This window comes from Marinobacter segnicrescens (assembly GCF_900111555.1).
GTDB lineage: Bacteria > Pseudomonadota > Gammaproteobacteria > Pseudomonadales > Oleiphilaceae > Marinobacter > Marinobacter segnicrescens.
This window is the reverse complement of the sequence record NZ_FOHZ01000003.1, coordinates 198133-212762: the sequence shown is the minus strand read 5'-3', so window position 1 is coordinate 212762 and position 14630 is coordinate 198133. Positions and strand designations below refer to the sequence as shown.

General features: G+C 59.0%; 14 protein-coding genes. 8 read left to right on the top strand and 6 right to left on the bottom strand.

The annotated features are described in order from the left end of the window. Positions 1–46 precede the first annotated feature (46 nt). Positions 47–1597, top strand: a complete 1551-nt coding sequence (locus tag BM036_RS05230; RefSeq protein ID WP_091849188.1) for an ATP-binding protein — start codon at positions 47–49, stop codon at positions 1595–1597. Positions 1598–1619: 22 nt separating this feature from the next. Here the strand turns inward: BM036_RS05230 and BM036_RS05225 are convergent, their stop codons facing one another. After that, entirely contained in the window at positions 1620–2690 is a 1071-nt protein-coding gene (locus BM036_RS05225) for an ABC transporter ATP-binding protein (RefSeq protein ID WP_091849186.1), read from the bottom strand. 48 nt (positions 2691–2738) lie between these two features. Then, positions 2739–3656 carry an ornithine carbamoyltransferase gene (gene argF, locus BM036_RS05220; protein ID WP_091849364.1) on the bottom strand — a complete coding sequence of 306 codons (918 nt, stop codon included), beginning with the start codon at positions 3654–3656 and terminating at the stop codon, positions 2739–2741. Between the two features lie 309 nt (positions 3657–3965). On the opposite strand from argF, the gene grxD reads away from it, so the two are divergent. Next, positions 3966–4292: a Grx4 family monothiol glutaredoxin gene (grxD, locus tag BM036_RS05215; protein WP_091849185.1), complete on the top strand. Its 327-nt coding sequence runs from the start codon at positions 3966–3968 to the stop codon at positions 4290–4292. Between the two features lie 73 nt (positions 4293–4365). Here grxD and BM036_RS05210 read toward each other — a convergent pair whose 3' ends face one another. The 4 genes from BM036_RS05210 to BM036_RS05195 all read right to left on the bottom strand — a co-directional run bounded on the left by BM036_RS05210 (position 4366) and on the right by BM036_RS05195 (position 9774). Next, positions 4366–6600, bottom strand: coding sequence for a DUF1631 domain-containing protein (locus tag BM036_RS05210; RefSeq protein WP_091849184.1), 2235 nt, complete (start codon positions 6598–6600; stop codon positions 4366–4368). 231 nt (positions 6601–6831) lie between these two features. After that, entirely contained in the window at positions 6832–7434 is a 603-nt protein-coding gene (locus tag BM036_RS05205; protein ID WP_091849183.1) for a Yip1 family protein, read from the bottom strand. A gap of 185 nt (positions 7435–7619) precedes the next feature. Further along, positions 7620–8909 carry an HlyC/CorC family transporter gene (locus BM036_RS05200; protein ID WP_091849182.1) on the bottom strand — a complete coding sequence of 430 codons (1290 nt, stop codon included), beginning with the start codon at positions 8907–8909 and terminating at the stop codon, positions 7620–7622. Positions 8910–8967: 58 nt separating this feature from the next. Beyond that, positions 8968–9774 carry a cytochrome C assembly family protein gene (locus BM036_RS05195; protein WP_091849181.1) on the bottom strand — a complete coding sequence of 269 codons (807 nt, stop codon included), beginning with the start codon at positions 9772–9774 and terminating at the stop codon, positions 8968–8970. A 245-nt stretch (positions 9775–10019) separates the two neighbouring features. Here BM036_RS05195 and ffh point away from each other — a divergent pair, with 245 nt between their 5' ends. From ffh to xerD, 6 genes are all read left to right on the top strand, one after another. Then, the gene (gene ffh, locus BM036_RS05190; RefSeq protein WP_091849357.1) at positions 10020–11402 is read left to right on the top strand and encodes a signal recognition particle protein; all 1383 of its coding nucleotides are present in this window, start codon (positions 10020–10022) and stop codon (positions 11400–11402) included. A 143-nt stretch (positions 11403–11545) separates the two neighbouring features. Then, positions 11546–11788 carry a 30S ribosomal protein S16 gene (rpsP, locus tag BM036_RS05185; protein WP_091849180.1) on the top strand — a complete coding sequence of 81 codons (243 nt, stop codon included), beginning with the start codon at positions 11546–11548 and terminating at the stop codon, positions 11786–11788. Positions 11789–11809: 21 nt separating this feature from the next. Then, positions 11810–12337 carry a ribosome maturation factor RimM gene (rimM, locus tag BM036_RS05180; RefSeq protein ID WP_091849178.1) on the top strand — a complete coding sequence of 176 codons (528 nt, stop codon included), beginning with the start codon at positions 11810–11812 and terminating at the stop codon, positions 12335–12337. Between the two features lie 2 nt (positions 12338–12339). Then, the gene (trmD, locus tag BM036_RS05175; RefSeq protein ID WP_091849176.1) at positions 12340–13086 is read left to right on the top strand and encodes a tRNA (guanosine(37)-N1)-methyltransferase TrmD; all 747 of its coding nucleotides are present in this window, start codon (positions 12340–12342) and stop codon (positions 13084–13086) included. A gap of 40 nt (positions 13087–13126) precedes the next feature. Further along, the gene (gene rplS / locus BM036_RS05170) at positions 13127–13483 is read left to right on the top strand and encodes a 50S ribosomal protein L19 (protein ID WP_091849175.1); all 357 of its coding nucleotides are present in this window, start codon (positions 13127–13129) and stop codon (positions 13481–13483) included. 123 nt (positions 13484–13606) lie between these two features. Next, positions 13607–14548 carry a site-specific tyrosine recombinase XerD gene (xerD, locus tag BM036_RS05165; protein ID WP_091849174.1) on the top strand — a complete coding sequence of 314 codons (942 nt, stop codon included), beginning with the start codon at positions 13607–13609 and terminating at the stop codon, positions 14546–14548. The last annotated feature ends 82 nt before the right edge of the window (positions 14549–14630 follow it).

Genomic DNA, 14630 nt, shown 5'->3' with positions numbered 1-14630 from the left:
CGGGCAGTGTCGTGAAATCCCTATGCTGCCCCAGCCTGGCTGACCCATGCCCGTAACTTTTTCCATCAAGCTGTTCACACGTCTCGCCGGCCTTGCGGTGTTGATCGCGCTTGTCTGTTCGCTGGTTGCCTGGGGGCTGTCATCGGTTCGCCACCAGGCCTGGCAGGAGCAGTTGGCGACTCCCCTGATGACCTGGCTGGCCCGAACTCCCTCTCCGGGGCAGCATTACCACTGGCTACCACGTCTCTATGACTTCCGCATCCGAGATGCAGACGCGCTGAACCTGGACGCCGTCTCCCTGGAGCGTCTGGGCTATGGCCATACCCTGGTAAAGGGGGACCAGCTGGGCCCCCGGGTCCTGGTGGCGAGGCCTGCGGGTGGCGTGCTCTCCATGCGACTACGTAATCTGTATCCGGACGTGGCTGAAGCTACGGCACTGGTTCTGTTGTGGCACCTTAACGAGATACCGGCAGCTGACCGGGAATCTGCGGCCATTCCGCTGGCGGAGTCGCTGGGTGTTCGCCTTTCGGCACTGGCGGATTCCCGTCGGCTACCCCAACCGGAAGTCCTGACACGGGTCTGGGAACGCAATATTGCCTGGTATGGCGACCAGGAGCAGGGCCACGTATTGCTTCGGCTCGATGATGGAACCCTGATGCGAATGGATATGCCTGGGGGCTTCCGGGCGCTTACCTTGCCGGTCCTGGTATTGTTGGTGGGGCTGGCGGCGCTGGTTCTGCTCGTTGCTGTGCGCCTGCTGATGCGGGATCTTGAGCACAGCCTCCGGTCCGTGGAGTCGGTTGCCGTCCGAATCGCCCGGGGTGACCTGGAAGCCAGGGTGGAGCTGGGGCAGGGGAGCCTGGTTTCGCGCCTTGCCCGGTCCTTCAACGGTATGGCGGAACAGATCCAGCGGCTGGTCGAGGTTCAGCGGGAAATGATCCACGCTGTTTCCCATGAGCTGCGTACCCCTGTGGCCCGTATTCGTTTCGGTGTGCAGATGATCGAAACGGCCCGTGATGAACAAGCCCTGCATCGACAGCTGGACGGCATCGACAACGACATCCAGGAGCTGGACGAACTGATCGATGAAATTCTCACCTACGCCAGGCTGGAACAGGGCGGGCCAGTATTCAGCCTGCGGCCAGCCAGCGTGACCGATATCGTCCGCCAGGTGGTGGAAGAGCAGGGGGTCCTGCACCCGGCAACGGCTATCGAGGCAGTGATTCCGGAACAGTCTGAGCTGTTTTCTGAAAGCGATATTGAGCCACGATACCTGCATCGGGCGATCCAGAACCTGGTGGGCAATGCCTGTCGGTATGCAACTGGCAAGGTAAGGGTAAGCTGCCTGCTGGATGAACAAAACTGTCGGGTAGACGTGGAAGATGACGGGCCGGGTATCCCGGAGCAGGAGTGGGAGAAGGTGTTCAGCGCCTTCGCGCGCCTTGATGACAGTCGAACCCGCAATTCCGGGGGCTACGGGCTGGGTTTGTCCATTGTTCGCCGTATCCTGTTCTGGCACGGTGGCCAGTCCTTTGTCAGTCGTAGCGACGATCTGGGGGGCGCAAGGTTCAGCCTGGTTTGGCCACGCCGACAGTAATGTACGGGTTGTAAAACCGGGCTCAGGTGCGTTCGAACGCAATCAGGTGGTCAGCCTCGACCCGAACCGGCACATGTTCTCCCAGGCGGAAGTCGAGGTGGCTGCGGAAAAGTGCTTCGAACTCGGTGTCCTCGGACATGTGAAAGCGGTAAAGCGTGGAAGTGCCGGCAAAGGTTTTCTCGACTACCCTGGGTTGGAGCTCTGACTCTTCGTCGTAGACAATATCGTCCGGCCGGATAAGCACGTCGAGCAGGGTGCCGGGTTGCCAGCGGTAGGCCCGGTTACCTACCAGGTGGCCGAGTTCAGAGTCGATGGTATCCGGCCCGGTAGCCCGCCCCGGAATAAAGGCCCCCTGGCCTATAAAGCCTGCGACAAAGCGGTTGGCGGGTTCGTGGTACAGGTTGTAGGGCACATCCCACTGCTGCACGCGACCGTCCTTGAGCACCGCGACCTGGTCACACATGGCAAAGGCTTCCTGCTGGTCATGGGTGACCAGCAGTGCACTGATCCCGAGGTCCTTGAGGATATCCCGCACGTCCAGGCTGAGGCGTCGGCGCAGGTCGGCATCCAGGTTGGAGAAGGGCTCGTCCAGCAGGATCAGGGTAGGCTCGGGCGCTAGCGCCCGGGCCAGGGCAACCCGTTGCTGCTGCCCACCGGACAGCTGGTGCGGGTACTGGTCGGCAAGGTCCTGGAGGTGCACAAGCTGCAGCAGTTCCATCACCTTGGCGTGTCTTTCGCCCCGTTTCATTCCCTTGAGACCGAAGCCGACATTCTCGGCAATGGTGAGGTGGGGGAACAGCGCATAGTCCTGGAAGACCATTCCGATGCGGCGCTTCTCTGGTGGCGTGGTTCGCCCGGGCAGGCTGATGGCCTGGCCATTGAGGCGAATTTCCCCCTCGCTCACTGGCAGAAACCCCGCCAGTGCCCGCAGGATAGTACTCTTGCCGCAACCGCTGGGGCCCAGCAGGCAGCCGATATCCCCGTGACCCAGGGCAAAGCTCACATCCGAAACCACGTTGCCGTCACCATATCCGCAGCCCAGCGCCCGGACATCCAGCAACCAGGTGTCGGTAGTGAGGTTATGTGGGGGCATGGGCAATGACTCCGGTCAGCCGTAGTGGAAGGGTTGCAGCGGGCCGGCTTACTGTTCCAGCCGGCCGAGGATCAGGAACTCCAGCAGGGCCTTCTGGGCGTGCAGGCGGTTTTCAGCCTCATCCCAGACGACGGAGCCGGGATGATCCAGCATGCCATCGGAAATCTCCTCGCCCCTGTGAGCCGGCAGGCAATGCATGAACAGCGCGTCGCTTGCGGCCAGGGCCATCAGTTCGCTGTTGACCTGGTAAGGCGCGAACACCTTCTTGCGGGCATCTGCTTCTTCTTCCTGGCCCATGGACGCCCACACATCGGTGACGATCAGGTGGCTGCCGCGGGCGGCATCACGGGGATCCTCGAAAACACTGACACAGTCCTCATTGGCCTCAAGCAGGGCAGGGTCAGGGGCATAGCCTTCCGGGCAGGCAACGTTCAGCTGGAAACCGAACAGGCGGGCAGCGTTGATGTAGGAGTTGCACATGTTATTGCCATCGCCGACCCAGGTCACGGTGGCGCCGGCAATATCACCCCGGTGCTCCCGGTAGGTCTGCATGTCGGCCAGCAACTGACAGGGATGGAAGTCATCGGTCAGGGCATTGATGACCGGTACCCTGGAAACACTGGCAAAGCGGTCCACGGTCTCGTGGGCGAAGGTGCGGATCATTACCGCATCCACCATGCTGGAGATAACCCGTGCAGAATCCTCGATAGGTTCACCGCGACCCAGCTGCGTGTCCCGGGGTGAGAGGAACATGGCACTGCCCCCGAGCTGGGCCATGCCCGCCTCGAAGGATACCCGGGTGCGGGTGGAGGACTTTTCGAAAATCATCGCCAGCACGCGGTTTGACAGGGTGCTCCGAACCTTGCCGGCCTGCCACTCACGGCGAAGGAAACTGGCGTGGTCCAATAGCGCGTTCAGTTCCTTGATGTTCAGGTCGTTGAGAGTGAGAAAGTGTCTTACAGCCATGGCGATGCCCGTTATCATTTCCCGGCCGACAGCAAACGAGAATACCGCCGGAATGCGAATCCCGCACCGGCTGCACGGCCAAAATTAAGGAAGCCCCGGGAAAATCGTGACAGTGAATGTCAGGACTTTCCGAGGGGCTCCCGGGGGTCCCTGCGGGACGAAAAGACCAAGTCTATAGGGTTCCCGTGGGGATGACAATTGACGGGTATCACGCCCGGCGGGTCCCGGAGATACCTGAGTATGTTGGTCGGAATTGGCGTTGGCGTGTACAATAAACGCCAGATCAATCCCCACGCGTGAGGTGATATTGTGGATATCAATGAGCAAATCAAGAGCCAACTGGAAGAGAACCCGGTAATCCTGTACATGAAAGGCACTCCCCAGGCACCACAGTGTGGTTTTTCTGCCCGCACCGTGCAGGCAGTCATGGCCTGCGGTGAGCGGTTCGCGTTTGTGAACATCCTGGATAACCAGGAACTGCGTGAAGGCCTGAAGGCCTACTCCAGCTGGCCGACCTACCCCCAGCTCTACGTCAACGGTGAGCTTGTTGGTGGATGTGATATCGTCCTTGAGCTTTCCGAGAGTGGTGAGTTGGCTGAAATGATCAAATCTGCAGCCAAGCAGCAGGAAGCCTGACCGAAAGACGGGTCTTTGCAATCAAAATAAAAAAGCGCCCCACCGGGCGCTTTTTTAATGGCTGGCAGGTCGGTCAGGCCTGTTTGCGCAAGCTGCCAACAACCGCATCCAGGGCCCGGTCAATCAGGGCGCCCTGTTCGAGAATGGTGAGGCGGCCGCGGTGCATCTCGTGGGCCAGGTCGATACGGGTTTTCTCAATCACTTTGAGTCCCATTCGGTTAACGAACACAAAGCAGTCCGCTTCATCGATAACCGCGGACAGCTTGCAGCGGAAGCTGGAGCCATTCACCAGGCGGAACTCCACCCACTGCCCGATAGTGATGGCGTCAATTTTCGGCAGGAACTCGGCGATACCCGCATCCAGGGGCTCCTCAGTATCCTCGACAGCTTCCTCGGGCGGCGGTACCACCGGCTCCGGCTGGCCAGCCTCCCGTGCTTCGGCCAGGGCCAGGTTGCGGAAGGCCTCGGTGAGCTCGTGCTTGAGCTTCGCCATCATATCGTCCAGGCGGGATGAGTTGTAGGATACCTCTTCCAGCCCCGCACGAAGGGCCTTGAGCAGCCGCGGCACCACCCGCACCCACTGATCCCGCTCATCATCGTCCAGGTGAGGATGCAGGCACCACACCAGGTCATCGACTACCCGAACCGATTGCTCCCAGCGGTGCTCCACATCGTCCCTCAGATACGCCAGGAACATGACGCGACTCCAGCCGTTCATCAGGATGTCGTGGATGGCCGGCGGCACCGGGCGGCGCTCAAGCTTCTCCCGCAGAGTGCGGTCAACCGTCTCCTGGGCCTTCTGGGATTTGATGCGGCCCCGTTCGGACTCCCGTGTGCGCTGTTCTACCAGGGAGGCCTTGCGGTTTTCCCGGGTCAGGAACTGGTCAAATTCGTCGCCGAGGGTTTCGAACAGGGTAACATCGCCGTCAAAATCCTCGAGAATCCTCGCCACAATGTTGTGGATCTGCTCGTAGAGCTTGTCTCGGGACTTCTCGTCTGCGTTGCTCCAGCCGATACCGGCTCGCGCCAGCGAGTTGAGTAATTTCCTGGCGGGATGGTTGGCGCGGCTGAAAAACGACTTGTCCTTGATGACGACCTTGAGAATCGGGATTTGCAGGCGACTGATGAGTACCTGGATGGGGGCTGAGAGGTTGTAATCATCGAGAATGAATTCGAACAGCATGGAGACGAGGTTGATCAGGTCCTCGTCCATTTCCTGCAGGGCAGGTTGCTTACCATCCTCGGTCTGCCGGGATTCCAGGATGTGTTCAACCAGGTCCCTCAGGTCGACGGTAACGGGTTCACCGGCACTGAGGTTATTCTGCGGGACGCTCTGTCCCGTAGTATTGGCCGATGCCTGGGAGAGCATCTGGAGCAGCTCGGTCCCGCCTACAATATGGATCTCTGTACCACCGTGGCCAGCGCCGTAATGGCTGGCGCTATAGCTGCGATGGCCTCGCTGTTCAGCCAGTAACTGGCGGATTTGCTGGAACAGGGCGTCGTCTTCCCTGACCTGGTAGTTGCCCGCGGTTTCGGCCGCCTGACCGCGGCCCTGAGTGGTTGGGTCGGTAGCGGTTGTGTCCGTGTGCTCCTGGCGGGTCTTGCCCTGGTAGCGGAAATTAGGCACCACGCCAGCCTGTACGAGGATCCGGTTTGCCTCGTCCATCAACATGCCAAGGTTGGCTATCACGTAGCGATCGAACTGCTTGAGTACGATGAGCCGTTCCCGGATCTGGATCTCGAATGCGCCTGCAGCGTTGGCAAAGGCCCGGCAAATGTAATCGGGCAACATCGGATTGACGGGACGCTCCTCCGACGCTGTCGGATATATCACGGTAAAGCGGGTCTGGAGTTGCAGGAGGGGGCCCTGAAAATAGGCCCGGGCCTTGGAAATCATCGCACTGAGGGCGACCTGTTCTTCCAGTTCATCGTCCTGTACCAGCGAGAGGCTGTCGGCAGATGTGGAGTCCTGCTGTCGCGGTTGGTCCTGGGAATTCTGGTCCGCATCGGCCAGTGGCGGATGATCAAAGAGGGCGCCAACGGAGTGCTGGAACTGCTTCTCCACACCTTTGCGCTTGATGCGGATTTCCCGCATCGCCTCGAAATAGCGGTTTTGCTCGTTGTTGCTGCGGGCGTTATTGGCAAGCTCGAAGAGGGAGTCATCCACGGCATCGAATGCGCCCTGCAGAAGGTCGCCTAACCCTGCTACCACGGTATCCCGAATCCGGGACACTTCCGGAGGAACGGTAACCGGCCCTCCTGCACTGGGTCTGTCGTGCAGGTAATGTATGCCGGATTGTCTGTTCATGGCTGACTCCTGATACGCCTCAACCGGATACGTTACCGAGCTTACTCTGAGATCGTTAGTTATCTGCGTAATCTATCGCAAAATATACCGAGGTTACACGATTAATTATTAGTAACAATATGGCCCTGTCCCGAAAAGCGATATAAGCATTTTCTTGGACAGGCTTATTGCGCAGAGAGGCCGGCCCTTTCGGGCCGGCCTCTCGGTCCTGCTGGCGCATTACCGTCAGGCTCAGCTGACGTACTGGGGGCCAATGCCCATGCTCCAGATCACCACGCTGATGGCGAGCAGGCCTACGAACATTACCAGGCCCACTGTCAGCACTGACGAGGCAAACATGAAGCCACGCTCTTCCGGGATCTTCATCAGGATTGGCAAGCCTTGATAGAGAAGATAGACCGCATAGGCGATGGCCGCAATGCCGACCGCCATGTTCACCCAGATGTTGGGATATACGGCTATAACGCCGAGCAGGAAGATGGGTGTGGCGGTATAGGCCGCGAGGGTCACGCCCCGGGGAGTGGTTTCCTTGACGTCGTAGGTGGCCGCAAAGAAGTCGATGAACTTGCCGATGATGTAGATGCCCGCAAGCATTGCGAAATAGGCCAGGGCGCAGAGCTGGAGTGCGCTGCCCATTGTCAGTTTTATGACCTGGCTGCCTCCAACCTGCCAGCCGACCTGGGTGGTTCCGTAGAATGCGGCTGCCGCTGGAATAAGGGCCAATAGCAAAATATGGCCAAAATAGAGCTTCGAAACAGATTCAGATTCATTACGAATAGCTTCCCACTCTTCATCAGGATGAGTGAGCAGACCTACGGTATGTGAAAGGCTCATGGACCTTCTCCTCTTATTGTTGTCGGGCAACCTGCAGTGGCTGAGGCAAACCTTCGCCCTGCAAGCTGCTTGCGCGTCAATCTGTCGCACAGATTCAGTTTTGGGTAGAGGAGCTATGACGGTCAAGGAATCGTTTAAATCATGATCTTGTTAAAAGTCAATTATTAGAACGTTTGAATATATCATCAGGTGGCGCGTTTGCGGATGAAGGATTTCTTCCTTGGCATGGGGTGCACGATGGCGGCCTTGACTACGTTGTCCTTGATCTGCAGTACTTCGGCCCGGTGGCCGTGGATGACCAGGCAAACATTGGTTTCCGGGATGGACTCCAGGGTCTCGGTGATCAGTCCGTTAAGGGTTTTGGGGCCGTCGGTGGGAAGCTTCCAGTTCAGGTTCTTGTTGATGGTGCGCACTGCAGCACTGCCGTCAATGATGAAGGTGCCGTCGTCCTGGGGGATTATGTCCGGACTGGTTTCCGAGTAGTCCGTTGTGAAGTCACCGACAATCTCTTCCAGGATATCTTCCAGGGTGGCGATGCCGAGTACGTCACCATATTCATCCACTACGATGCCGAAACGACGCCTCGCCTTCTGGAAATTGATCAGCTGGGTATTTAGCGGGGTGCTCTCGGGAATGAAGTAGGGCTCCCGGGAAAGCTGCATCAGCATGGCCTTGTTGACGTCGTCCTGCATCAGCAGGCGGGATACGTTACGCAGGTGCAGCACGCCCTGGATGTTGTTGATGTCACCCTTGTAGATCGGCAGGCGGGTATGCTGGCTGGTGCGTAGCTGTCGCAGGATGGTTTCGATGTCATCATCCAGGTCAACGCCCACAATCTCATTGCGGGGCACGATAATGTCGTTCACCGTGACCTTTTCCAGGTCAAGGATGCTGACCAGCATATCCTTGTGCTTGGACGGGATGAGGGCCCCGGCCTCGTTTACCAGGGTGCGCAGCTCCTCCCGCGACAGGTGTTCAGAGTTGGCGTCATCAGGAGACACTCTGAGCATCCGCAGGATGAGGCCGGTAAACAGGTTAACGGCCCAGACCACCGGATAAAGGATCTTCAGCAGGGGGCCGAGCACGTGGCTGGCAGGGAAGGCGATCTTTTCGGGGAAAAGAGCGGCCAGGGTCTTCGGTGTTACCTCGGCGAAAATCAGGATTACGATGGTCAGGGCTACCGTAGCAATGGCAATGCCGGCATCTCCCCAGAGGCGGATCGCAATAACCGTGGCAATGGATGAGGCCAGGATGTTGACAAAGTTATTGCCGATCAGGATGACCCCGATCAGCTGGTCGGTACGCTGCAGCAGGGACTGTGCCCGGCGCGCACCACGATGGCCGGTCTTGGCCATGTGCTTGAGGCGATACCGGTTGAGGGACATCATCCCGGTCTCGGAGCTGGAAAAAAAAGCCGATAGAACGATCAGGCCGGCAAGCAGGAAGAACAGCGCCGTTAGCGATGCCTCGTTCAAGAGAGGAGGTCCTTGTGTTGCGTATGAAGGGGAAAAATAGGGTCCGGCAAGCCGGGTGTCAACCTGCCCGGTGGAAGACCAGTTCGAGTACGAACTTGCTGCCGTAATAGGCAAGGGCCAACAGGGCACAGCCGGCAAGGGTCCAGCGGCTTGCAGTGATGCCGCGCCACCCCTGGGTCTGGCGCCCGATCAGCAGGGCGGCAAAAACCGCCAGTGAAATAAGGGAGAATACGGTTTTGTGGGCCAGGTCCTGGGCGAACAGGTCACTGACAAAGATTGCGCCGGTGACAATAGCCAGTACCAGCACGATCACGCCGGCCCACACCAGCTCGAACAGCAACGACTCCATGGTTTGAAGGGGTGGCAGGTTACGGACCAGCGGGCTGTTGTAGTTTTGCTTGAGTTGGCGGTTCTGAAAGTAGAGTAACAATGCCTGACCCGCTGCCAGCGCAAACAGGCTGTAGGCGGTGACCGAGAGCGCAATGTGGGACAGAATGCCCCAATCATCCCGCTGGATAAAACGGGGTGGTGCGTGGGTCAGCAGCGCGAAAACCACCGTGATGCAGGCCAATGGATAAACCCCGAGAAACAGGCCATCGAGGGGCTTTCGCAGGTTCATGATTAGCAGCAGTGCAGCCATCAGCCAGGAGATCAATAGCGAGCTCTGGAAAAAACCAAGGTTCAGGGCACCGTCCTGAAACAGGGTGCGCCACACCAGCAGGCCGTGGGCAACCAGGCCCAGGGCGCCGATGACGGTAAGGATGTTCTTGTTGACGCTGATGCGACCCCTGAAGCCAAGCGCCTGGAGGGCAGTGCCAATGCTATAGAGGAACAGGGTGGTTACAGCGAGAATCAGCGTTCCCATGGCATTCCTGGTTGGTGGTTATGTGATAGGGTCCGGGCTTTCGGGTTTCGGCATACCGAAATGACCGGGCTGGTCGTTTCAGCGCGTTAGTCTGGTTATAATGTCGTGATTGTGCAACCGGAATCAACCGGTTTGCGTGCGGCGTCATGTCCCGGCACAACTACACGGAATTGCCCGGTCACCAGTGTCCGGCAAACAGGGCGCTGCCGTTTCAGCGATTCATTCTCAGGGCTACGGATACCACCATGTTTGAAAACCTGACAGACCGACTCTCGGGGAGTCTCAGGAAAATTTCCGGCCAGGCCAGGCTGACCGATGACAATATAAAGGAAACCCTGCGGGAAGTTCGCATGGCCCTGCTTGAGGCCGACGTTGCCCTGCCAGTGGTCAAATCCTTTGTTGAGGGGGTTCGGCAGCGGGCTCTTGGGCAGGAGGTCCAGCGCAGCCTGACTCCGGGCCAGGTGTTTGTGAAAGTGGTCCAGCAGGAGCTGGAGCATGTAATGGGGTCCGGTGATGAAAAGCTGAACCTCGCCGTGCGCCCGCCCGCCGTCATCATGATGGCAGGCCTGCAGGGTGCCGGTAAGACCACTACCGTTGCCAAGCTGGCGCGCCTGCTGAGGGAGCGTGAGAAGAAGTCCGTAATGGTGGTCAGTGCCGACATCTATCGGCCCGCCGCTATCCGTCAGCTGGAAACCCTCGCCGGCGAAGTTGGTGTGGACTTCTTCCCCAGCTCGGCAGACCAGGACCCGGTTGCCATCGCCGAGGGTGCCATTGACGCGGCCCGCAAGAAGCATGTGGATGTGGTCATTCTGGATACTGCCGGCCGGCTCCACGTTGATGAGCAGATGATGGGTGAGATTGGCCGCCTCCATAAGGCAGTCAACCCGGCGGAAACGCTGTTCGTGGTGGACGCCATGACCGGCCAGGATGCCGCCAATACCGCCAAGGCCTTCAGTGACGCCCTGCCGTTGACCGGTGTGGTGCTTACCAAGACGGATGGCGACGCCCGCGGTGGTGCCGCCCTGTCTGTGCGCCATATTACCGGTAAGCCCATCAAGTTTATGGGTGTGGGTGAGAAATCTGACGCCCTGGAGCCGTTCCATCCTGATCGGGTGGCGTCGCGGATCCTCGGTATGGGGGATGTGCTCTCCCTTATTGAGGAGGCCGAGCGCAAGCTGGACAAGCAAAAGGCAGAAAAGCTCACCAAGAAGATCAAGAAGGGTAAGGGCTTTGATCTCGAGGACTTCCGCGACCAGCTTCAGCAGATGAAGAATATGGGTGGTATGGCCGGTTTGCTGGACAAGCTGCCGGGCATGGGGCAAATGGCCCAGATGGCCCAGAGCCAGGTCAACGACAAGACCTTCGGTCAGATGGAAGCCATCATTTGTTCCATGACGCCGAAAGAGCGTCGTTACCCGGATACCATCAATAATTCCCGCAAGCGCCGTATTGCGGCTGGCTCTGGCACCCAGATCCAGGACATCAATCGCCTGTTGAAGCAGCATAAGCAGATGCAGAAGATGATGAAGAAGTTCGGCAAGAAGGGCGGCATGCAGAACATGATGCGCGGAATGAAGGGTATGATGCCCCCTGGTGGAGGGGGTATGCCGCCATTTGGGCGTATGTAGAAATCGGGACGTGTTGCCTGTTTTCTTTACCGGGGAATTAGCATAGAATAGCGCCCCTTTCGAGTATGGGTCGACGTGCGGCTGCCAAGGCATACCGTACGCATCGTACAAAGTTCGTACAACTGAACAGGATATTGGTCGAAATGGTAACAATCCGTTTGGCTCGTGGCGGCGCCAAGAAGCGTCCTTTTTACCACTTGGCAGTAACCGACAGCCGTAACGCCCGTGATGGTCGTTTTATCGAGCGTGTAGGCTTCTTCAACCCGGTAGCTCGTGGTCAGGAAGAGCGTCTGCGTGTTGACCAGGAACGCGTGCAGTACTGGATTAACCAGGGTGCGCAGCCTTCCGAGCGTGTAGCACAGCTGCTGAAGGCTGCTGCCAAGTAAGCGCTTTACCGGGGACCTGGCATGACACAGCATCCACAGGAAACTGTGATCGGCCGGATTACCTCGGTTTTCGGGGTCAAGGGGTGGCTGAAAGTTTACTCCTACACAGACCCCGTTGACGGAATTCTGAACTACCGGCACTGGACATTGCTCCATGACGGCAAGCGTATTCCGGCAGAGCTTGAAGCTGGCCGGCGCCATGGCCCCGGCATTGTGGTCAAGCTCAAGGGTATTGATGACCGTGACCTGGCGCAGACCTACGGCGGCGCTGAAATACGGGTTCCGTTATCGGAACTGCCGCCGTTGCCGGAAGGTGAGTACTACTGGCATCAGCTGGAAGGACTCAGCGTAGTCACGGTAGCGGGTGAGCGCCTTGGCAGGGTGCACCACCTGATGGAGACCGGTGCCAACGATGTGTTGGTCGTGCGGGCAGACGATGCCTCGATAGACCAGCGTGAGCGGCTGATTCCCTATCTCCCTGACCAGGTAGTCAGGGAAGTGGACCTGGCGGCTGACAAGCTCGTTGTCGACTGGGATCCGGAGTTCTGAGGGTGTGGATTGGCGCGGTTAGCCTTTTCCCCGAGATGTTTGGTGCGGTCACCGACTACGGGATTACCGGCAGGGCAGTTCGTGAAGGTCTGCTGACCTTTCACAGCTGGAACCCGCGGGAATTTACCCATGACCGGCATCGCACCGTGGACGACCGGCCATACGGCGGCGGCCCCGGCATGCTGATGAAGATCCAGCCCTTGCGGGATGCTATCCATGCCGCCCGCGAGGAGGCGCCGGGAAACGCCTGTGTGGTGTACCTCTCACCCCAGGGTGAAAGGCTGGATCAGCAGGTGGTGGAGTCGCTGGCTTCACAGGACAGTCTGATCCTCGTGGCGGGTCGTTACGAGGGGGTGGACGAACGCCTGATCTCGACGGAAGTCGATCGGGAAGTGTCGCTGGGAGACTTTGTTCTTTCCGGTGGCGAACTGGCGGCCATGGCCGTCATTGATGCGGTTACACGCCTCATCCCCGGAGCGCTGGGTCATGCGCAGTCAGCGGAGCAGGATTCCTTTGCTGACGGTCTGCTGGATTGTCCGCACTACACCCGGCCCGAAGTCTACGAGGGTCAGGTAGTTCCGGATGTGTTGTTAGGCGGTCACCACGAACAGATCCGGCGCTGGCGGCTCAAAGAGTCGCTGAGGCGAACCCGGGAGCGACGCCCCGACCTGCTGGAGCAGCGGGTGCTGACGGACGAAGAGCGTGAGCTGCTGGACGAGATTTTAAACGAACCGGGTGCCTCTGATTGAATCAGGGCATTATGAGATTGGGTATCAGGAGCACATAACGATGAGTGGCAAGAACGACATCATCAGTCAGATTGAAGCGGAGCAGATGAACCGGGAAGTTCCCGAGTTTGCTCCGGGTGACACCGTGGTTGTCCAGGTCCGCGTAACCGAGGGTAACCGTGAGCGTCTGCAGGCCTTTGAAGGCGTGGTTATCGGTAAGCGTAACCGTGGTATGAACTCTTCCTTCACCGTACGCAAGGTTTCCTACGGTGTTGGCGTTGAGCGTACCTTCCAGACGTTCTCCAGGCTGATCGACAGCATCTCCGTGAAGCGTCGCGGTGACGTGCGTCAGGCCAAGCTCTACTACCTCCGTGAACTGTCCGGCAAGGCCGCGCGGATCAAGGAGAAGCTGGGCTGAGTATCAGCTTGGCGGGTATCACTGCGGGCAGGGTTGTATGCTGTTTGCAGGAGTGAAAAAGGGTGGCTTCGGCTGCCCTTTTTCATGTTTGGGGTTTGAGTGCGCCGTTTAGGGGGCTCCAGAATGGCAGAGCGAGGTCGCAGGCAAGCCCTTCGCGAAGACGATGAGCGTCTCATCCAGCGTTTTCTTGATGCGCTCTGGCTGGAGGACGGGCTGGGGGAGAAAACCCGATCCGCCTATGGCAGCGACCTGGGTCAGCTCTCCCGGTGGCTTGTTGAGCGCCCCGGTGCCCCTGCCTTGGACGGGGTAAGTCGCCAGCATCTGCTGGACTGGATATCCTCAGCGTTTGTTCAGGGGCGCAAGAATGCCACAGCGGCCAGGCGCCTGTCCGGCTTGCGCCGGTTCTATCGTTATCTCCTGCGGGAGCAGCTGATATCGGAAGATCCCACCCTGCGCATTGAAAGTCCACGCCTTGCTCGCCGATTACCAGATACCCTGACAGAGGCTGATGTCGAGGCCCTGCTCAACGAGCCGCTGAACGAAAAGGTACAGGACGAGCGACTGGAGCTGCGGGACCGGGCCATGCTTGAGATCCTTTACGGCTGCGGCCTGCGGGTGAGTGAACTGGTTTCCCTGCGGGTGGACCAGGTGAATCTGCGCCAGGGTGTTATCCGGGTTACCGGCAAGGGCGACAAGGAGCGACTGGTGCCGATGGGGGAGGAGGCAATCGACTGGCTGCTTCGGTATATGAATGAGGCTCGGGGTGACCTGTTGCGCGGAAAGGTCTCGGATGACCTGTTTCCCGGCAATCGGGGCAGCGCCATGAGCCGCCAGGCTTTCTGGTACCGCATTCGACACTATGCCGGCCGGGCCGGTATCAGCAAGAAGCTGTCACCCCATACCCTGCGCCATGCATTCGCGACCCACCTGCTGAACCATGGCGCGGACCTGAGGGTCGTGCAGATGTTGCTGGGGCACGCCGACCTGTCGACAACCCAGATATATACCCATGTTGCCCGCCAGCGCCTGCAGGACCTGCATCAAACCCATCACCCCCGGGGCTGAACTTTTTCACTGCGGGTCAGTCACAAACCAGTCAGTGAGCAATTGCCCCCGGGGCAGGGCTTTGATCTACTGTGCGCCGAAA